This is a genomic window from Polaribacter butkevichii, from assembly GCF_038024105.1.
Classification (GTDB): domain Bacteria; phylum Bacteroidota; class Bacteroidia; order Flavobacteriales; family Flavobacteriaceae; genus Polaribacter; species Polaribacter butkevichii.
The window spans coordinates 3,206,087-3,226,789 of sequence record NZ_CP150661.1 but is presented as its reverse complement, the minus strand read 5'-3'; the positions used below and the strand labels follow the sequence as shown (position 1 = coordinate 3,226,789).

General features: G+C 31.2%; 13 protein-coding genes. 5 read left to right on the top strand and 8 right to left on the bottom strand.

Annotation, left to right across the window (positions count from 1 at the left end; genetic code table 11):
* Positions 1-226: 226 nt before the first annotated feature.
* Positions 227-850: a Crp/Fnr family transcriptional regulator gene (locus WG951_RS13450; RefSeq protein WP_105047473.1), complete on the top strand. Its 624-nt coding sequence runs from the start codon at positions 227-229 to the stop codon at positions 848-850.
* A 140-nt stretch (positions 851-990) separates the two neighbouring features.
* On the opposite strand, the gene WG951_RS13445 is transcribed toward WG951_RS13450, so the two are convergent.
* The 3 genes from WG951_RS13445 to WG951_RS13435 all read right to left on the bottom strand — a co-directional run bounded on the left by WG951_RS13445 (position 991) and on the right by WG951_RS13435 (position 6,280).
* Positions 991-2,025, bottom strand: a complete 1,035-nt coding sequence (locus WG951_RS13445; protein ID WP_105047472.1) for an alkaline phosphatase D family protein — start codon at positions 2,023-2,025, stop codon at positions 991-993.
* A 12-nt stretch (positions 2,026-2,037) separates the two neighbouring features.
* Complete coding sequence (locus WG951_RS13440) at positions 2,038-3,039, bottom strand: endonuclease/exonuclease/phosphatase family protein (protein WP_245893449.1); 1,002 nt, start codon at positions 3,037-3,039, stop codon at positions 2,038-2,040.
* 67 nt (positions 3,040-3,106) lie between these two features.
* Complete coding sequence (locus WG951_RS13435) at positions 3,107-6,280, bottom strand: TonB-dependent receptor (protein ID WP_105047471.1); 3,174 nt, start codon at positions 6,278-6,280, stop codon at positions 3,107-3,109.
* Between the two features lie 314 nt (positions 6,281-6,594).
* On the opposite strand from WG951_RS13435, the gene dnaE reads away from it, so the two are divergent.
* The 3 genes from dnaE to WG951_RS13420 all read left to right on the top strand — a co-directional run bounded on the left by dnaE (position 6,595) and on the right by WG951_RS13420 (position 12,990).
* On the top strand, positions 6,595-10,935 hold the full coding sequence (dnaE, locus tag WG951_RS13430; protein WP_105047470.1) for a DNA polymerase III subunit alpha: 4,341 nt from the start codon (positions 6,595-6,597) through the stop codon (positions 10,933-10,935).
* An 82-nt stretch (positions 10,936-11,017) separates the two neighbouring features.
* On the top strand, positions 11,018-12,331 hold the full coding sequence (locus tag WG951_RS13425) for a D-arabinono-1,4-lactone oxidase (RefSeq protein ID WP_105047469.1): 1,314 nt from the start codon (positions 11,018-11,020) through the stop codon (positions 12,329-12,331).
* On the top strand, positions 12,331-12,990 hold the full coding sequence (locus tag WG951_RS13420) for an HAD family hydrolase (RefSeq protein WP_245893448.1): 660 nt from the start codon (positions 12,331-12,333) through the stop codon (positions 12,988-12,990). The genes WG951_RS13425 and WG951_RS13420 overlap by 1 nt, the downstream gene beginning before the upstream one ends.
* Before the next feature lie 175 nt (positions 12,991-13,165).
* Here WG951_RS13420 and gldA read toward each other — a convergent pair whose 3' ends face one another.
* From gldA to WG951_RS13395, 5 genes are all read right to left on the bottom strand, one after another.
* The gene (gldA, locus tag WG951_RS13415; protein ID WP_105047468.1) at positions 13,166-14,059 is read right to left on the bottom strand and encodes a gliding motility-associated ABC transporter ATP-binding subunit GldA; all 894 of its coding nucleotides are present in this window, start codon (positions 14,057-14,059) and stop codon (positions 13,166-13,168) included.
* Positions 14,060-14,106: 47 nt separating this feature from the next.
* Positions 14,107-14,877 carry a hypothetical protein gene (locus tag WG951_RS13410; protein ID WP_105047467.1) on the bottom strand — a complete coding sequence of 257 codons (771 nt, stop codon included), beginning with the start codon at positions 14,875-14,877 and terminating at the stop codon, positions 14,107-14,109.
* 4 nt (positions 14,878-14,881) lie between these two features.
* On the bottom strand, positions 14,882-16,021 hold the full coding sequence (locus WG951_RS13405) for a geranylgeranyl reductase family protein (RefSeq protein ID WP_105047466.1): 1,140 nt from the start codon (positions 16,019-16,021) through the stop codon (positions 14,882-14,884).
* A 104-nt stretch (positions 16,022-16,125) separates the two neighbouring features.
* Complete coding sequence (locus WG951_RS13400; RefSeq protein WP_105047465.1) at positions 16,126-18,876, bottom strand: carboxypeptidase-like regulatory domain-containing protein; 2,751 nt, start codon at positions 18,874-18,876, stop codon at positions 16,126-16,128.
* Positions 18,877-18,909: 33 nt separating this feature from the next.
* A complete protein-coding gene (locus WG951_RS13395) occupies positions 18,910-19,767 on the bottom strand; it encodes a GLPGLI family protein (RefSeq protein ID WP_105047464.1) in 858 nt (285 codons plus the stop codon).
* 218 nt (positions 19,768-19,985) lie between these two features.
* Here WG951_RS13395 and WG951_RS13390 point away from each other — a divergent pair, with 218 nt between their 5' ends.
* Entirely contained in the window at positions 19,986-20,600 is a 615-nt protein-coding gene (locus WG951_RS13390; RefSeq protein ID WP_105047463.1) for a deoxynucleoside kinase, read from the top strand.
* Positions 20,601-20,703: the final 103 nt, after the last annotated feature.

Sequence of the window (20,703 nt, the reverse complement as noted above, 5' to 3'; positions counted from 1 at the left end):
TACATCTAATTATAGATCACAAAACACTTAAAAAAGTCAATCCTTAACAGGGTTGACTTTTTTGTTGATTTTATTAAAGTCGAGAAACAACAAAAAACATCTTTAAACTTAACAAACAGTAAAACATCATAATTAAAAAAATGAGCTCAATTAAATTGTTAAATAATGATTGCTTAACATCAAACCTATTTCAATCAGCTACTTTTACTTATTAACCCCTTTCATCATGAAGAATACAATTCGACCTGTTAATAAAGAATTTGAAGAATTTGATCTTTTCTCACAGCTAAAGAGTTTAGGTATACAGTACGACAAAGAACATATTCTAGAAATAGATGTAAAAAAGAATGGATATATTTATTTACCACCAAATAAAGACAATTACATTTATGAAGTATTAACTGGAGCGGTAAAACTAGGTGGATATTCTGAGAATGGAGATAGTTATGTTTACGAAATTTTACCTTCTATGGAATTCTTTGGCAACTTAAAATATTTAAATGGACAGTTTCAAGAATATGCAAAAGCCTTAGTAGATAGTAAAATTAGATTGTACAATTTAGATTTTTTTAAAACAATTATAGTAACAAACCCAATTATTACCAATTGGTTTATTTCTTACCTTGTAAAAAGGTGGTGTTCTGCAGAATTAAAGTTAAAAAACATTAAAGAAAAGCAAATTGAAGAAAGAATAACCGCTCTTCAAAAACAATTGAATATCGAAATCATAGATACAAAAGGAACTCCTTTTCTTCTTTTTAATGTATTATCTAAAAAAGATATGGGTGACCTTATTGGGGTCACCCGTCAAACTGTTGCTTCTATACTAGAAAAACAATTAGTCTTTTAAAATCCCTGAACATAAAACCCTTTCTTTAGCCTTAAAATTAAGTTTAAGTAACACAATATATTTCGTGTTCTACATAAAAAAACTCTAATTTTAAGAGTTGTATGCAAAGGGCATATTACTTGTGAAACCTTTATAAATTATTATAAAGGATAAATTTGTTCTATTTTTTGTTGTAACGTGTCGTCTCCACGCATTTCCATCACAACCTTTTTTTTATCAAAATTAATTTTTAACACCCCAAAACTTTTTGTAGAAACAACGCTACCTACTCTTGCAGGATTGTATTCTTTAGTAAAGTTCTCACTTGCGTGTGTCATTCCACTAGATGTAAAATCAATTAAAGGATAGCTTAAGCCATTTACTTCTTCTTTAGAAAACTCCGATATATGACGATCTCCAGACAATAAAATAACATTATTAGCTTTTGAAGATACAATTACATCAAGTAGTTTTTTACGTTCTAACGGAAAGTTTGCCCACTTTTCATAAGGATGTTTTTCTGCAATTACCTGGACACTACTTAAAATGATATTAAATTTTGCAGATGAATTAACCAACTCACTTTCTAACCAAGCCCATTGTTGTTCTCCTAAAATAGTACGACTCTCTTGAACACCATTTACACTTTCTTTGTTTATACTTGTTCTAAAATAACGAGTATCTAACAAAATAATTTTTACAGATCCTTTAGCTGTTTCTATAACTTCAGAATGATATACCCCTTCTTTTTTTCTTCTCGGAGAATTTTTATCAACTCCCAAAAAATTCAACAATAGTTCCTGACTTTTTTCTTTTTTAGGATATTCTATTCCTGCATCATTGGCTCCAAAATCATGATCATCCCAAGTTCCCAAAACCTTCGTTTCTTTTAAAAGGTTTGCATATCCTTTTTGCTTTTTTTGAAGATTATAATCTGCTTCCATTTTATCCATATCCTCTGTGTCCGCATAAATAATATCTCCTCCCCATAACCATACATCTGGATTTAATCCAACAATATCATCCCATAACAGATTTGTTTGATCAGGTTTATTACAAGAACCAAAAGCAAGTACAAAGTCAGCTGTTTTTTCTTTTGTTGACTGCTTCAAATAAGCTTTATTTTTACTTGATTTAGAAGTTGTTTTACAAGACAAAACTGTAAAAACTACAAGTACTATAATAATTTTTTTCATGTTTTCTATTTTTTATTTAATGATAAATGTTGAAGTAACTGGTAAGTGATCGCTAATTTCTCTCATTTTTTTTGGCTTAAAAAGTTGAGGAACATTCGCAGAATTCTCTTTATATTCTTTGTACATATTGGTATTCATCAACATATAATCTAACCTACGTTTAGGATCATCAGAAGTATGTGTCATTACCGTTTCTGGTAATGGATCGATAAATTTTTCTCTCTTTACTTTTTCATTTAGAAATAGATTAATCTCCTCGCTACCTTGTACACTATTAAAATCTCCAACCACTAAAATATTCTTGTTTTTATCCTCTTTTAAAAAGCGCTTAAATTGTTGTTTTAAAAAATTAATCTGCCCCTTTCTCATAGCTATATTTCTTTCTCCTCTACCCGCTTTTAAATGGACGCCGGTAAGTAAAAAATTATAATCCGGATTAGGATACACCTCAACAGACCACATTCTAGTATTTAACGTGTTTTGAGTCTCTGGAGCTCCTTCATCATTTCTATATTCAAGAACTGGAGTCGTTACATTTCCATAACCATAAATAATGCCTAATGGAAATTTACTCATAACAACCACATTCATATACCAACCATGACTGGGTACATCTGCAAAGTATGTATACCCCATATTTTGCAAACGATTATTAGCAATACTTCTTAAAAATTTGGCACTCTCAAATTCTTGTAAAACAACAACATCTGCATCTATTTCCTTTAAAGAGGCAACTAAATAAGCAACCTTATTTGCCATTAAAGAATCTGGTTTATTTTCTCTATTAGAATCTATATACGGATCATCAAAAGAATCTACAAAATGCTCTACATTCCAAGAAAGCACTTTAAAACTATCTTTTTTAGGATATTGATATCCAACAGGAATTACTTCTCCATGATGCTTGGCTATGTAATTTTCTTTAGAAAAAAAGGAATCTTTTTCTATTAAATTTTTAGACCCAACGCATCCTGTTAAAATTAAAAATACAATACTATAAATACTATTTTTCATACGCTATAAATAAAAAGGGGCCTGATAGAGAAATACCAAACCCCATAAAAATGAAACAATTCTTATTTTAATTAAAGGAATATCTTACACCAAGTTGCAATCTCCAAGGAGTACCGTTAATAGGCTCTGTACCAGCACCTGTTTGCACGTTATACTGATAACTATTTGTTGCCTGATCAAAACCATTGATATTCATAAAATCTCTATTCCCTAGATTATGACTACGCCCCCATTCTTTGTTTAATAAATTCATAAAATTAAAAACATCTGCAGAAAGCTCTAAAGAATGTTTATCATTAGATAAATTAAACTTTTTCTGAAGACGAAGGTCTACGGTTGCACTAAAAGGATTTTTCCCTCCATTTCTTTCTGCAAAACTACCAAAGCTTTCTTTTAAATACTCTTTAAATCCTTCTGATGTTTCTGGATCATTTAAAACCTCGTTATAACTATCTTTAATGTATTGTGGCGTATTTGCATCACTTGGATCAAAAATATATGCAATTTCATTACTTAAATTAAAATCTCCGTTTGCGCTTCTACCTCCTCCAGATTTTAAAGAATACCTTGTACCACCAGTACCTACAATTGTTGCTCCTAAGGTAAACCCTTTCCAAGTTGGACTCGCACCATTTACTACAATTTTAGTATCAAAATGATTGTCTGAATATCCATAATTTAAATCTCTTGGATCTCCTGAAACAGGAAGAAATGTAGACGTATTTGCAACACAACAATTGTATGATGAGTTGTCTTTTGATTGATTTACCGTAAAACTTGCGTTTACATAACCATCTTCACCTATTTTAGCAGAACCCTCTATAACTAATGCAAGGTTATCTAAAATACCATCAGAATTTAAAACCAATGTTCTACCTACTAAATCAGAAACTCTAGATTTTGTCCAATCTGCACGACCATTCTCTGCAATAGTATTTGCTGGTACAAAAACCTCTCTACCTTGTAGCGTTACAAAATAAGGTTCTGCCACTAAATTGGTTTCTTGATACACGTAGTTATTTTTAGTATGACTAAAAACAGCATTAACCCCCAAACTATATCTATCTCCAAAAAAGTGCGTGTAATTAATATTTGCTTTGTAGATGGTAGGCACTTCAAAATCTGGGCTCACAGCATTTATTGTAGAAAAAGGAGTAACTCCCGCTGGTACACCTGGTACAGTACTTGGATCATTTCTATAACCAATAAAATCTGGAGTAGGAACATTTGCCCCTGTAACATCAATAGCACCTATTAAAGTTCCGCTATTTTGAATGTTATTTACTTGTGCATAATAATGTGGTTGTGATGTAAATACACCTCCACCTATTTTTAAAATATCAGTATCATTTCCTTTGATATTCCACGTTAATTGAAATCTAGGTTGAATATTATCAAAATCTTCTGGTTTTTCATCTGTACGAATTCCTAATTCTTGATACACCAAAGGATTAAATTCTGCTGCATCTACAAATGCAGTTGCATCATAACGTATACCACCTACAAAGTTTAAATTTGGATTAATATCAAACTCTACCTGACCGAAAACTGATAAATCTAAAACAGTTTGTTTTACTAAAGTAGATCCCTGTAAAGGCACTTCACGAGCATATCTAGATGGGTTTAAATTATCAAAATCATCTAAAGAATCAAAGAAAAAACGACCATTTTGTTCATTAGACAATTGTGTTTCTAAAGAAGTTATTAAGTTATCTGTACCAAAAGTAAAATTAAACTTACCTGAACTAACATAGGTAGTATTAGAAATTTGTACCTGATTTTCTAAATTGGTTTCTGGTGTAAAACGCTGTCCTCCTAACTGTACACTTCTAGTACTATTATTACCATTTGGTAATACAGAGGTTACTTGTACAATTGCTCTTGGAATATTTTGTGACGGCAATTCTGAATTTGGACTAAAAATACGTTCTGCTCTTTGATATTGCACTTTAAACTCATTAGTTACGCTTGATGAAAAATTAGAACGTAAAGAAAGAAACATACTATTTTCATGAGACACAAAATCTGAATAAGATTCTGCTACTTCTATATTAGAATTATCACTTACACTAAAAGGGTTGTCCCATTTATTATAAAGATTTCTAAATGTTAACCTATGTTTGTCATTAATTTGCCAATCTAATCTTAAAAACAAATTATTAGCCTCAGTAACTCTATCAAATTGACCTACTTGCTTAGAATTGCTTAAACCATATTTGTCTCTACCAATTTGTAAAAAACGATTTAAACTATTTTCTGAAATTCGTAAACGATTGGCATCATCATCATTTTGAATATTTGCAATAAACTGTGGATCTCCTGCATCTTGTCTTTCGTACACTAAGAAAAAATGTAATTTATCTTTAATTAAAGGTCCTCCAATACTTAATCCTGATTGAGAGTTATAAAAATCGGCATCTCTTTCTTGTCCTTGAATAGTATATTGACTCTGAAGATTGTCTGCTCTATGATAAAAAAAAGCACTTCCTTCAAATTCATTTGTTCCAGATTTTGTTACCGAAGTAATAGATCCTCCTCCTTGGCGTCCTTGTGTTACATCATAATCATTTGTAGACACCTCAAACTCTCTAATCGCTTCTTGAGAAATTGTGTAAGGTCCTCTACCAATTTCTCCTGCTGTAAGTGTATTTCTAAAATTAACACCATCAATAGTTACATTTGTAGAAGTTCTTCTTTGTCCTCCTAAATTAAGACTTCCGGCTCCTTGTAAGGGCGATAAACTTGTAAGTCTGGTAAAATTTCTTCCTTCTGATGGTAAATTTTTAATTTGTCCAGCACCTATTTTTGTAGAAGCCCCCATTTGTTGAATACGTTTTACAATACTATTAGAAGAAACAACAATTTCATCTAAAGAAGTAGCAGATTCTTGTAACAAAAAATCTATTGTAATTACATCACTTAAGTTTAAAGTAAAGCCTTTTTTAACCACATCTTGAAACCCAAGGTATTTGGCTGTTACATTATAAGGCCCACCTAAAGGTAATTGCTGAATTTTATAACTTCCAGATTCATTTGTTATTGTACCTGAGCTAAACCCTGTTGAAATATTTTTAACAATAATAGTAGCCCCCATTAGTGGCTCTCCGCTACTATCTTTTATAATACCTCTTATAGAAGCATTGGTTGCTTGCCCAAAAGACTCATGAGCATTTAAAAAAAATAAACCAAAAGCCATCATTAAACAAATGGTTGTACGAATTTTTACTACTGATAATTTCATAAGATATGTTAGTTTTAATAAGTACCAAAACTAGACTTGGAGACTCAGCTACCTATGTTAAATATTAACATTGATACAGATTTAATCTTAATTTAAACCTTTGTTAATATTCAAAAAGCCAATCCTCATCACTTTTATTTAAATTGTAAAACCCTTAAAACAAAGAATAACAACAACTAACAATCTAATTCCTTTCTATTCAATTAATTTTGTATGTTGATAAAAAGATCTCCGTATTTCATTATTTTTAAATAACAAACCTTTAATTTTACAGTCCGTAAATCACCAATAACTCATTATACAAAAAATCATTTATGTACTTAATTTTTGATACAGAAACCACCGGTTTACCTAAAAGTTGGAATGCTCCAATTACCGATACAGACAACTGGCCAAGGTGTATTCAAATTGCATGGCAATTGCATGATGAAATGGGTAATGTTTTAGAACACAACGATTTTCTAATAAAACCAGACAACTTTAACATTCCTTACGATGCCGAAAGAATTCACGGTATTTCTACAGAATTAGCTGCAGAACAAGGTATTTCTTTAAGCGAAGGTTTGGCTTTATTTAATGAAGCTCTAGAAAAAACAAAATTTATTGTTGGTCAGAATGTAAATTTCGACCTTAATATTATGGGTTGTGAATTCCATAGATTAGGTGTAGAAAACAAAATGCTTTCCCTACCTGTTTTAGATACTTGTACAGAAAAAACAGCTACCATGTGTCAAATTCCTGGTGGTCGTGGAGGAAAATTTAAATTACCAACCTTAACCGAATTACACAATCATTTATTTGGTGTTGGTTTTGGTGAAGCACACAACGCAACTGCCGATGTTGAGGCAACCACACGTTGTTTTTTAGAGTTAATTCGTTTAAGAGAATATACTAAAGAACAATTAGATGTTGATGATGATTATTTTACCAATTTCTCTGAAGCAAACCCAAAACCTATTCAGGTAATTGGTTTAAAACACATCAACCTTAAAAAAGAAAGCGATCTAATTCGCCAACGTTTAGATAAATTAAAAAATACTGCCGAAACAAAATCTACTTCAGATGGTTTAGCAGAATTAGAAAATGTTCAATTTTCGCATTTACACAATCATACACAATATTCTGTTTTACAATCTACCATGCAATTGGGTAATATTGTAAAAGCTGCCGCAAAAGACAATATGCCGGCAGTTGCCATGACAGATACTGCAAATATGATGGGGGCCTTTCACTTTGTAAACGCCGTTTTAAGTCATAATAAAACAGCAGAAACTCCTATGAAACCAATTATTGGTTGTGAGTTTAATATCTGTGAAGATCATAAAAATAAATCGCAAAAAGACAATGGGTATCAGGTTGTTTTATTAGCAAAAAATAAAAATGGATACCACAACTTAGCAAAAATGTCTTCTGCTGCCTTTGTAGATGGTTTTTACTATGTACCAAGAATAGATAGAGCACTTGTAGAAAAATACAAAGAAGACATTATAGTTTTAACCGGTAACTTATACGGAGAAGTACCGAGTAAAATTTTAAACCTTGGTGAAAAACAAGCTGAGGAAGCCTTAATTTGGTGGAAAGAGCAATTTAAAGACGATTTATATATTGAGTTGATGCGTCACAATCAACAAGATGAAAATATTGTAAATGAAACTTTATTAAAGTTTTCTAAAAAGCACGATGTTAAAATTGTTGCCACCAACAACACCTTTTATTTAGAAAAAAAAGACGCCAACGCACATGATATTTTATTATGCGTAAAAGATGGTGAAAAACAAGCTACCCCAATTGGTAAAGGTCGTGGTTACAGATACGGCTTACCAAACGACGAGTACTATTTTAAGTCTACAGACGAAATGAAAACGTTGTTTGCAGACATTCCAGAAGCCATTAGTAACATACAAGAAATTGTAGATAAGGTAGAAATTTTTACCCTTGCAAGAGATGTACTTTTGCCCGCTTTTAATATTGGTGATGAATTTAAAGATCCGGAAGATGAAAAAGATAACGGAAAACGTGGAGAGAATAACTTTCTAAAACACTTAACTTTTGAAGGTGCTAAAAAACGATATGGAGAAATTACAGAATCGATTAAAGAACGTTTAGATTTTGAATTAGAAGTTATTGAAAAAACAGGATATCCTGGGTATTTCTTAATTGTAGAAGATTTTATTAGAGCTGCAAGAAAAATGGACGTTGCCGTAGGTCCTGGGCGTGGTTCTGCTGCAGGTTCTGTAGTTGCCTATTGTCTTTGGATTACGAATATAGACCCCATTAAATACGATTTACTTTTTGAGCGTTTCTTAAATCCAGAACGTGTATCCATGCCCGATATTGATATTGATTTTGATGATGAAGGTCGTGGTCGTGTTATGGATTATGTAATTGATAAATATGGTGCAAACCAAGTAGCACAAATTATTACTTATGGTACCATGGCAGCTAAATCTTCTATTAGAGATACTGCCAGAGTTTTAGACTTACCACTTTTTGAGGCCGATAGAATTGCAAAATTAATTCCAGGAATTAAACTAAAAAATATTTTTGGTGATGATGCTAAAAGTAAAGGTAAAGTTGATGGTTTACGTGCAGAAGAAAAACAACTAGTAGAAGAACTAAAACAAATGTCTTACGGAAACGATTTGGTTTCCGAAACAATAAACAAAGCCACTATTTTAGAAGGCTCTGTTAGAAATACCGGTATTCATGCCTGTGGGGTTATTATTACTCCTGGTGATATTACCAATTATGTACCTGTGGCTCTGGCTAAAGATTCTGACATGTATGTTACCCAATTTGATAACTCTGTTGTAGAAACTGCAGGTTTATTAAAAATGGACTTCTTAGGTTTAAAAACGCTGACTTTAATTAAAGACACCGTTAAAATTGTAAAAGCAAGACATGGTATCACTTTAGATCCAGAAAATTTTTCTTTAGAAGATGAAAAAACATACGAACTTTTCCAAAAAGGAGAAACCGTAGGTGTTTTTCAATATGAATCTCCAGGAATGCAAAAACACATGCGTTCTTTAAAACCAACGGTTTTTGCAGATTTAATTGCCATGAATGCCTTGTACAGACCTGGACCAATGGAATATATTCCGTCTTTTATTAATAGAAAACACGGTACGGAAGATATTGAGTACGATTTACCTGCCATGGAAGAGTATTTGGCAGAAACCTACGGAATTACAGTATACCAAGAGCAAGTAATGCTTTTATCGCAAAAGTTAGCAGACTTTACCAAAGGTGAAGCCGATGTTTTACGTAAAGCAATGGGTAAAAAACAAATTGCGGTACTAGATAAAATGAAGCCGAAATTTGTAGAACAAGCAGCTGCAAAAGGTCATGATCCAGAAAAATTAGAAAAAATATGGAAAGACTGGGAGGCCTTTGCAAGTTACGCCTTTAACAAATCTCACTCTACTTGTTATGCGTGGATCGCCTATCAAACAGCCTACTTAAAAGCGCATTATCCGGCAGAATATATGGCATCTGTTCTTTCCAATAATATGAATGATATTAAATCGGTTTCGTTCTTTATGGAAGAATGTAAACGAATGGAATTACAAGTTCTTGGACCAGATTTAAATGAATCGTATTTAAAATTCTCTGTAAATAATGAAGGTGCTGTTCGTTTTGGTATGGCTGCTGTTAAAGGTGTAGGTGCCAGTGCAGTTAGAGCCATTATTAAAGAAAGAGAAGAAAACGGAAATTACAGTTCTATTTTTGACCTTGCTAAACGTGTAGATTTAAGAGCTGCCAACAAAAAATCTTTTGACAGTTTAATTAAAGCAGGCGCTTTCGATTCTTTTACAGACACGCACAGAGCGCAATACTTTGATACCGATGAAAAAGGAATGACCTTTTTAGAACGCGCCATGAAATTTGGTAGTAAATATCAAGAAAACGAAAATTCTGCACAAGTTTCTATGTTTGGAGAAGCTTCTAACGTTCAGTTTCCGGAACCAGACATTCCGCAATGTGAAACTTGGGGAACTATGGAGTTACTACAACAAGAAAAAGAGGTTATCGGAATTTATATTTCTGCGCATCCGCTAGATGATTTTAAAAATGAATTAAAATTTTGTAACGCTGCTTTAAAACACTTTAAAGGCGATTTAGCAAGATTTGTAAATATGAATTTAGCCTTTGCAGGTATCGTTACAGATGTGCAACACCGAGTTTCTAAAGCGGGAAAAGGTTGGGCTATGTTTACAGTAGAAGATTATGGAGATAGCCATGAGTTTAGAATTTTTGGGGAAGATTACCTAAGAATGCAACACTTCTTGGTGCCTAATCAATTTCTATTTATAAGATCTACGGTTCAGCCAGGTTGGACTAATAAAGAAACAGGTGTTGCTGGAGAACCAAGACTAAAGTTTACAGAAATGAAATTGTTGCATGATATTATGGATGAACTCTGTAAAAAAGTAACCATTCAAATTCCTTTAAACGAAATTAAAGAAGATACAATCTTAAATTTAGAATCTATTTTAAAAAACACTCCAGGTAAACAAAGTTTAAACTTTACTATTTGGGATGAAAAAGAAAAATTAGAAATTAGTTTACCTAGTAGAAATACCAAGGTTCATATTAGCAATGAATTATTGGCTACTTTAGATAAGCAACAGATTGCTTATAAGTTAAATTAATTATAATTAACAGAATAAAACAAAAAAGAGGCGTCATAAAGAAATATTATTGCTTAATTTTGTTTAATCTTTTAAAAAATAAATGAAACAAAGTAAAAACGGAGTCTGGGTAAGCTGGAACGAAAACATAAGTTATAACTACAAATCTCTTTATAAAATTTCTTCCGAAGAGGAATTACAAGAAGTTGTAAAAAAATCAAAAAAAATAAGAATTTTTGGTAATAAACAATCTTCATCTAATATTGCTTCTGGTACAGAAACTTTAATTGATATTAAAGAGTATAACAAAATTTTATCTTACAATGATTCAGAGCAAACAATTACGGTTCAGTCTGGTATTATTTTAGGAGATTTAATAGAAGCGGTAGAAGCAAAAGGCTGGTGTATACCTTGTTTGCCAGACATCAACACCATTACTATTGGTGGCGCTTTAGCAACAGGAACACACGGTACAAGCGGAAAATTATTATCAGAATACATTACAAAATGTAATCTTATTTTAGCCGATGGTTCCGTTAAAGTAGTAACAGAAAAAGACGATTTAATTGATGCCGTAAGAGTTTCTTTGGGTGTTCTTGGTGTTTTTTCTGAAATTACATTTAAATGTGAACCTATTTATACTTTACATGTAAAAGAAGGTCCTGAAGACGATAGCGTTTGGTTACCTAAAATTAAAGAACGTTTACAAAAACACGATTTTCTAAGAATTTTATGGTTACCTCATACAGATAAAGGCTATGTAATTACGGGCGATAAAATAGATCCCAATACAGAAGTCACTGAAGATTTAGGCCCAAAATATTTAAAACATAGAAGAACTGCTTCTAAAATATTGTATAAATACTCTCATGTTTTCCCTTGGATAACGGCCATCGCTAACAAACTTTTATACCGAGGTTTTTTTAGCTCTACCAAAGAACACAAAGGGTCTTTGTACCAAGCAACCGTTACAAAATCTAGAGGTTCTACTTTAGAATTAGCAGAATGGACCATTGGTTTAGATGTGTTTCCAACAGTTTTTGAAGAATTAAAAGCAGAAATAAATAAATGGAGCAACAAATCGTTTATTCATATTCCTATGGATGTTCGCTTTGTGTATAAAGATAAAACTTGGTTAAGCTATGCTTATAGTAAAGATACCGTAACCATGGGATGCGTTTCTAGAAATGCTGCTACTGCAGACACCTATGAAGCTTTTAAAAGTATTGAAAAAATATTTTTAAAATACGGAGGAAAACCTCATTGGGCAAAACGTTTTATAGCAAAAGATGAAGCGCTTTCTAAAGTCTATACTAAATGGGAAGATTTTAAATTTTTAAGAAGAGAACTAGATCCAACAAATAAATTTTTAAATCCGTATTTAGCGGAAATATTCAACGAAAAAACAACCAATTAATGGTGTTAGCAAAAGGTTTTTTATTTGATTTTGATGGCGTAGTTGTAAATAGTTTTGAAAGTCATGGTTCTGCTTGGGCTTCTGCTTTTAAAGAATTATTCAACAAAGAAATAGCTCCGTTTCCAAAAACTCATGCAGGAAAATCGCCAATGATTATTGCAGAATATTATTGCAGCGTAATTGGAGAAGAAAAACGTACAGAAGAATTGTTTTTTCTAAAGGATAAACATTTAGACAAATACTTTACAGTACCTAAATTATTACCTGGAGTTAGAGAATTTACCGAACTTTTAACCAAAGAAAAAATACCTTACGGAATAGCAAGTAACGCTACAAAACAGTTTTTAAAAAACAGTGTTCATCACTTAAATTTAAATTTTCCAACAGTATTTGGTGTGCAAGATTACGTGAAACCAAAACCAGCACCTGAAGCCTATATTTTATTAGCAGAAACTTTAGGTTTTAAAGAAGGTGATTTTAAAGATATTTGGGTTTTTGAAGATAGTTTAACAGGTACAAAAGCAGCAAAATCAGCAGGTATGGTTCCGATTGGAATTACCACACAATATACTGATGAAGAACTAAAGGAAGCAGGAAGTATTTTAGTTTTTCCAACTTTGTTGGAAGCTTATGAGTATTTGACAAAATACTCTTTTTAGAATTAGGTAACTTTCAAAAAAGTAACAAGTTTAAAAGTTCTAAGTACAGTTTGTCATTTTGACCGGAGAGAGAAATCTCATAAAACACTAAGTTTTGTATGATTACTGTTATGTTACTTCTCATAACTTCGAAGTGACAAATCTTATACTTTATCTATATATAGCACTTAAAAACCTAAGCCGTTACCTCTCTAAAAAGCGTTTCTAAGTTTTTATTCTGTGTATTTAAGCTTAAGATTTTTAGACCATTTTCTTGCGCAAAATCAAAAACTTTAGGGCGCATATCTTCTTCACTTTCAAAAGTGATGAACCAAGTATTGTCGTAATTATTTTTATAAGAAACAACCTTTTCTAATCGTTTAATAAACTGCTCCTCAATCTTATAATCAAAAGTAACTTCTATTACTTGTTGATTGTTTTCTTTTAGATCTGCTAGTTTTTTATCAATTAGAATTTCTCCTTTTTTAATGATAATTACACGATCGCAAACCGCTTCTACTTCTTGCATAATATGTGTAGAAAACAGCACCGTTTTTTCTTTTCCTAATTCTTTAATGAGCTCTCTAATTTCTACCAATTGATTAGGATCTAAACCTGTTGTAGGCTCATCTAAAATTAACACTTTTGGATTGTGTAAAATAGCTGCTGCCAAACCAACTCTTTGCTGATATCCTTTAGATAATTGATTGATTTTTTTATGTGCCTCAGAAGTTAAGCCTACTTTTTCTATGCAAATTTCTATTTGGTTTTTATCAATCTTAAAAATTGCTGCTTGAAACTGTAAATATTCTCGCACATACATTTCTGTATACAGAGGATTGTGTTCTGGCAAATAACCAATAATTTTTTGTGCTTCTATTGCATTTTGTAACACATCTATTTCATCCACTAAAACCGCACCTTCATTTGGCTGAATAAAACCAGTTAAGATTTTCATCATCGTAGATTTCCCTGCTCCATTTGGACCTAAAAACCCAATTATTTGGCCTTTATCCGCAGAAAAAGAAACATTGTTTAATGCTTTTTGCGTTTTATAAATTTTAGAAACGGATGTTACTTTTATAGACATCTTACAAATGTAATTTGATTTAAGTTAAAAACGAAAAAATTCGTTTTTTAGTTTGCTACAACACCTTTAATTTGTCTAATTTTCCTAACATTTTTCATTCGAGACCATGCTATTTTATGTCGCTTTTTATAAAAATACAAACAACCTAAATCTAAGCCAAAATAGAAAAAACTAATGCCACTTGGCGGATTTGCACTTGGTAAAAATGATATTTTATTCCAAGCTGTTGTTGGCCACCACCAACATTCATAACTAGTACCTATAATTTCTAAATAAGCAACAGCTAAAAACATGGTCAAATAAAACAACCGTTCTCTTGGTCTTTTTCTTAAAAAATATAACATTAAAGCAGATAGTACAAAACCAAAAACATCATTTTTTAAAATTAAAAAGGCAGTTGTATATACAATTACAAGAACAGTAAAAACCTTTTCTAATAATTTTACATTATTTTTTGCATACGCTGTTTTTGTAAAATACAATACCCCTGCATACACTAGAGCATGTCCCATAGGAATATAATGTGGTATGTTTTCTAAGCGATACGTGTACATGCCCATCCCTAAAGAAAAACCGTACTCACCGGCAATAGCAATAAGTACCGCATATATCATTTGCTCCCTAATTCTTGGGTTTACTTTAAAAAGTGTAATTGAAAAAATGACAAGCATAATTAAATTAGCCAACCATTGTAAGTCTTGATAGCTTTCTGCTACATTAACACTATCTAAAAATAATCCTAGAAAGATATAGAGAAATAAAATTCCTAAAGTTTTTAAAAATGCAGGCAAAAAAGTTTTTGTAGTTGATACACTCATACTTCTATGAAAAAATAGCGTTTTTTAGTTTCCTTTTTATCGTTTTCATAATATCAGTTGGATAGGTACTTTCTCCCATCATAATCTGAATCATTTTTTCACAGATTCTTTCTCCATATTTTTTAATCAAAAGGTTTCTCATAGTACCGTTTTCATAAAACAACTTAGATAATTTAAAGGCAGATCTTAGTGCAGGCAAAAGATGCTCTTCTAACTTTTCATTGTATAAATTTTCGGCTAATTCACCATTCAATTTACTTTCAATGATTGATTCTGCTGCCATATTACCAGAAAGGATAGCATTTGTAATTCCTTCTGCAGATAACGGGTCTGCAAAACCAGCAGCATCTCCCACTAAAAAAACATTATTTCTTACAAAACCATCTTTTCTTAAAGAAACTGGTACTTGAAAACCATGCATTTCTTCACTAATGATTTCCGTTACCTTTAGAGTATTCACTAAATAATCTCTGTAACACTGTTTAAAATCTACTTTTACTTTTCGTAAAGCCCCAACTCCTATAGATAAGTGGTTTTTCTTTGGAAAACACCAACCATATCCCATAGGAATGGCATCAAAATCTAAGCGAACGGTTTTAGACAGTCTTTTAAAGTCATCATCATTTACCTCAACTTCATATTCTAATGCAGGTATTAACAAACGTGTTTCTTTCCATCCTGCAAATTTTGCAGTTTTACCTAAAGCACCATCGGCAGCAATTACAAATTTGGTTTTTATTTCTCCTTTAGAAGTATGTAAAATGATATCATCTTTAAAAGTAATATCTGTAAGTTTATGATTTTCTAATAATGTAACTCCTAATTCTTGTGCTTTTTTAACAATAAAATTATCGAAATCTGCGCGCATCACCATAGTAATGATAGGCTCGTCTTTTTGAATGGTAAATTTTTTATCAATTTTATCAAAAAAAACATCAATATTAAAACATTCTTTTTCTACAACTTCTGTAATATCAAAAGGCATTATTTTTCTTCCGGCCAAACCAAAAGCACCTCCACAAGTTTTGTATCTTGGTAGGGTTTCTTTTTCTATTATAACGGTTGAAATTCCTTTTTCTGCTAATTTAAAAGCTGCTGAAGCCCCTGCTGGCCCTGAACCTATTATAGCTACATCAAAAATCATAGAATGTTATTTTTTTACAAATATATTGTTTCTTATTTTAAATTTAGAACATAAAAAAAGGCGCAATGAATTGCACCTTTTTTTTAATGAAAATGTCTTTAAATTTATAGTTGATATTTTACCCTAAGACTTATAAACCTTGGCAAAATAAACGTTTCATTTACTGTAAATGCAATATTACTTGTTCTTACTGTAGATCTAGAACCAGAAGCTAGAAGATTGCTACCTACTAATTCATATTCCCATTTTGCGTCTTTATCCTTTCTGTAAGAAAAAGAAGCGTCTAAAATTTTAAAAGAATTCGCTACAACTCCGTCTTGTTTTACCTCGCTATAAGAAAAATCAGAACGTACTGTTAATGAGTTCCAAATATAAGCATCAAACCCTAAAGAAGGTGCGTTGGTAACTCCTTTTACAACTGCATCTCTAGAGCTGTTATCTTGATCTGATAAACTTAAATTATATCCTAATGTTACATTGGGTGCTTTTGTAAAATTAGTACTTACACTCGCTCTATAACTTTGAGCAAATAATTTATTTGTGTTTTCATCATCACCCAAAAATTGATATGTTTTGCTATAATTATAATTAGCACTTAAAGAAGTTTTAATTTTATTAAATGTTTTACCAACTCTACCAGAAGCAGTAAAACTTTCATTATCATAAGGTGAGTTTAAAGATGTACTACTAGAAACTACAGAATTGTTTTCGAAATTTACAATAGAGTTAATTTGATCTATTGTTTTCTTATAATTAATTCTGGCAAACACATTGGTATAATTAAATAAATTAAAACTAGAATAATTTAAATTTACATTGTGTAAATGTGCATTCTTTAATTCTTCATAACCATAATAAAAAGAGTTATAACTATTAGCTACAATACCTCTTGCAAGCTTATTAACATCGGTAAAATTAACTTCTTGTTTGTAAGAAAATCGTAAAGATTCGCTTTGTTTAAATTGTGCAATAATAGAAAGTTCTGGAAATACCTTTTGAAATTGATCTTTAAATATTTCTGTTTGATATTGCGTGTTTTTTACATTGTAAGCATGTAAAGTAACACCTGGAGTAAAGGTAAAAATACCCGCTTTTAATCGATATCTTAATCCTGCATAAATGTCAGAAAAACCATATTCTGTATCATTTGTTGTTTGTGGATCTAAGTTTCCTGGGATTGTAGGTGTTGGGGTAAATGCAGTACCATTGTCTAGTATCTGAAAAAACTTAGAGTCAAAATTTTGTACACTTTGTATGGTTCCCACCACAAAGTTTAAATTACTTTTATCATTTAAAATATTGTAATAATCTAATTTTACATCTAACTGGTTAGATTTTACGCGTCTGTCTTGCTCTAATGTATAAAATATATTACTGGTATTTAAGCCTAATGTTTTTGCTGCATCATCAAAACCATCATTATTAACATCGTCATTGTTAGAAGGATCATTTTCTAAAGAAGCTACATAAAAAGGATCTTCATCTTGTATTAAATGTTGTGCTTCTAATGCAAAAATATTTTTTTCATCTGCCGTATAAAAATAACTGAAATTTTGGTTAATTTTATAAGGTGTAGATCTTTCGTTTTCTGAAATATCGCTTAAAACCAACGAGTTTACATCATCTGTTCTAAACTCGTTTGAAAAACGACCAATAACATCATAATTAAATTGTTTTCTTTCGTTTTGCTTGTAGTTACCGCTAAACTTAAACAACCCTGTGTTACTTGTTTGGTCTGTTAAACTTTGGGTATAATCATCTGGTGTTGCAGGATCTACATAATCGCTTGTTACATTATTTTGTTGTCCGTTGCTATTACTAGAAAAGATTAAAAACCCACTTAAATCTAATTTCTTATTCGGTGAATAACTAAAATTTAAGGCCGTAAGTTTTGTTTCTATTCTGTTGGCATTTCTTGCATTTGCTGTTAAAAAACCAATACCAGCACTTGCCAAACTTAAGTTGGTTCCGTTAGATGGACTTTGACTTCTAAACCCTCCACTAAAGTTTCTAATATCTCCTCTATCTAAAACAACTTCTCCCATATTATTTACATCACCAATAACGTTAATGGTATATTTTGGTGAGTAATAGAAAAGTTTAGGTTGTAAAAGGTAAAGCGTTTCATCTGGTGCATCTCCACCACCTGCTGTAATGTCTCCAAACCAAAAATTCTTTTTCCCTTCTTTTAATTTAATATTTATGGCAACTCTATCTTGGTTGTTTTGCACACCACTTAATTGACTAACATCTGCATAATTTCTTAAAACCTCTATTTTATCTAAAGCATTAGAAGGTATATTTTTGGTAGCAAGTTTTGTATCTCCATCAAAAAAATCTTTACCATCAACCATTATTTTTTCTACCGTTTTTCCTTCAACTTCAATTTCTCCATCATCATTAATTTCTACACCTGGTAATTTTTTTAAAACATCTTCTAGTTTTCTTTCCGATCCATTTTGAAAAGAATCTGCATTATATACAATGGTATCTCCTTTTACAGTAACAGGCATTTTAGACACAATATTAATTCCATCTAAAGCATTATCATAAGCAAGCAGTACATTGGTTACAATATCCGCAGTTTTTGTTTCTATTGTAAAGTCGGCAGATTTCATACCAACATAACTTATTTTTAGTAAAATAGTGGTGTTTTTTTCTACATTTAACTTATAATAACCTGTAGGATCTGTAAAACCGTAAGATGCTATTTTATTGGTAACTTTATCTATAGCTAATACATTTGCCATTTCTAAAGGTTCACCAATACTGTCTTTAACAACACCCGTTAATTTTACTTGAGCATTTACACAAAGTGTAACCATAAAAATGGCGAGTAGTACTATTTTTTTCATTTGTTATAATTAAGATACAGTTAGTTTTTTTATTTAGAAACGTCCTCCTCCACGATTACCACCTCTACCTCTATTTTGAAAATTCTGTCTTAATTCTTCCATTTTCTTAGTTACGGTTTTAGTATATTTTTCTCTCGTAATTTTTTTACCTTTAGACGGCGCTTCTATAGCTGCTTTTTCTGAAGGATTTAATACAATTTCTGTACATAAAACAGTAGTAGTTCCTTCATTTATTTCTAAAATTAAGCCAGGTAACCCCCAATATTCTCCAGGTCCGTTACTAACAGGTATTTGTGGTGTATACCAAGCAGTTACTAAAACTTGTTTTACTTCTTTTTTCTTTTCTGTATCTTCTTGCTCTTTTTTATCGTCCTCTTTTCTAGGTCTTCTAAAGTTAGAAAAGTCTAAAGGATTTGCATCTTTAATTAAGGTTGCTTTATAACAAAGGTAATTACCAATTTGCTTTGTTTCTGCAGCCAATTCCCATTGTGGTTGTTCCATCTCATCAGATACTAAAAACTTTTTTCCAAAAAACTCAGTAGCTTCTAAAGCAACTTTATCTTTTGTGTTTTTATATTTTGTTCCTCCGCTAGAAAAACCACCAAACCTTGGTCCTCTATCACCTCTGGTAGTTGGTGCTGCTAATTTTGCATCTTCTTTGTAAAGAGATGAACTTTTATCAAAACTTAAAATAAATGTTTTCTCTAACTGAGATTTCATTCTGTCTTGAATCTGTTTTTTTCGTGCTTCAGTAAGTTGTTGTCCACCTCTAGCAAAGTTGTTTAAATCTATAGATGTTTTAGACATATAAATTGCTTTTCCTTGAAAATCTTGCTGCCCAAAAGTAATTATTGAAACAAGTGTTAGAATAAATGTAAATAGTGTTTTCATGTATTTATGTTTAGTTTTCTGTAAATAAATCTGTTTTATACCTATTTATGACTAATAAAAAACCTGAAAGTTTAATTTCAAAAAAAAATAAAAAATATTTATGGACAATATAAAGTGTTAAGATGCTTTTTTTTGATTTTAAATTAGAGTCTTAGATACATTCTATTTATTATTTTCACTATTTTAGCACCACTTTTAATCTTATTAGAATTTAATTTATGCACGTTGCAATTGCAGGAAACATTGGTGCTGGTAAAACCACACTAACCAAATTATTAGCCAAACATTTTAAATGGAAACCTCACTTTGAGTCTGTTGATGAAAATCCGTATTTAGATGATTTTTACACAGAAATGGAACGTTGGTCTTTTAATTTACAAGTCTATTTTTTAAATAGTCGTTTTCGTCAGATTTTAGAACTGAGAGAATCTGGTAAAAATATTATTCAGGATAGAACGATTTATGAAGACGCCCATATTTTTGCTCCGAATTTGCATGCCATGGGGTTAATGACCAATAGAGACTATGGCAATTATAGTTCTTTATTTGAATTAATGGAAAATTTGGTAACACCACCAGACTTATTAATTTATTTACGTGCAGACATTTCTACCTTGGTAGGTCAAATTCATAAACGCGGTAGAGATTATGAAAACTCTATTAGCATCGATTATTTAAGTAGATTAAATGAACGTTACGAAGCTTGGATATCTACGTATACAAAAGGAAAATTATTAATAATTGATGTTGATAATCTTGATTTTGTAGACAACCAAGAAGATTTAGGCTATATTATAGACAGAATAGATGCTCAAATAAATGGGTTATTTTAAAAATATCATTTTTGTTAAAAAATAAAAGAGACCGTTTTCACGGTCTCTTTCTTTTTGTGATAAAAAAATCACAGATGATAGATTGTCCCCCAACATTCTATCA

Coding starts and splice junctions, on each gene's coding strand:
- WG951_RS13450 (WP_105047473.1), top strand. CDS start 227: ATGAAGAATACAATTCGACCTGTTAATAAAGAATTTGAAGAATTTGAT.
- WG951_RS13445 (WP_105047472.1), bottom strand. CDS start 2,025: ATGAAAAAAATTATTATAGTACTTGTAGTTTTTACAGTTTTGTCTTGT.
- WG951_RS13440 (WP_245893449.1), bottom strand. CDS start 3,039: ATGAAAAATAGTATTTATAGTATTGTATTTTTAATTTTAACAGGATGC.
- WG951_RS13435 (WP_105047471.1), bottom strand. CDS start 6,280: ATGAAATTATCAGTAGTAAAAATTCGTACAACCATTTGTTTAATGATG.
- dnaE (WP_105047470.1), top strand. CDS start 6,595: ATGTACTTAATTTTTGATACAGAAACCACCGGTTTACCTAAAAGTTGG.
- WG951_RS13425 (WP_105047469.1), top strand. CDS start 11,018: ATGAAACAAAGTAAAAACGGAGTCTGGGTAAGCTGGAACGAAAACATA.
- WG951_RS13420 (WP_245893448.1), top strand. CDS start 12,331: ATGGTGTTAGCAAAAGGTTTTTTATTTGATTTTGATGGCGTAGTTGTA.
- gldA (WP_105047468.1), bottom strand. CDS start 14,059: ATGTCTATAAAAGTAACATCCGTTTCTAAAATTTATAAAACGCAAAAA.
- WG951_RS13410 (WP_105047467.1), bottom strand. CDS start 14,877: ATGAGTGTATCAACTACAAAAACTTTTTTGCCTGCATTTTTAAAAACT.
- WG951_RS13405 (WP_105047466.1), bottom strand. CDS start 16,021: ATGATTTTTGATGTAGCTATAATAGGTTCAGGGCCAGCAGGGGCTTCA.
- WG951_RS13400 (WP_105047465.1), bottom strand. CDS start 18,876: ATGAAAAAAATAGTACTACTCGCCATTTTTATGGTTACACTTTGTGTA.
- WG951_RS13395 (WP_105047464.1), bottom strand. CDS start 19,767: ATGAAAACACTATTTACATTTATTCTAACACTTGTTTCAATAATTACT.
- WG951_RS13390 (WP_105047463.1), top strand. CDS start 19,986: ATGCACGTTGCAATTGCAGGAAACATTGGTGCTGGTAAAACCACACTA.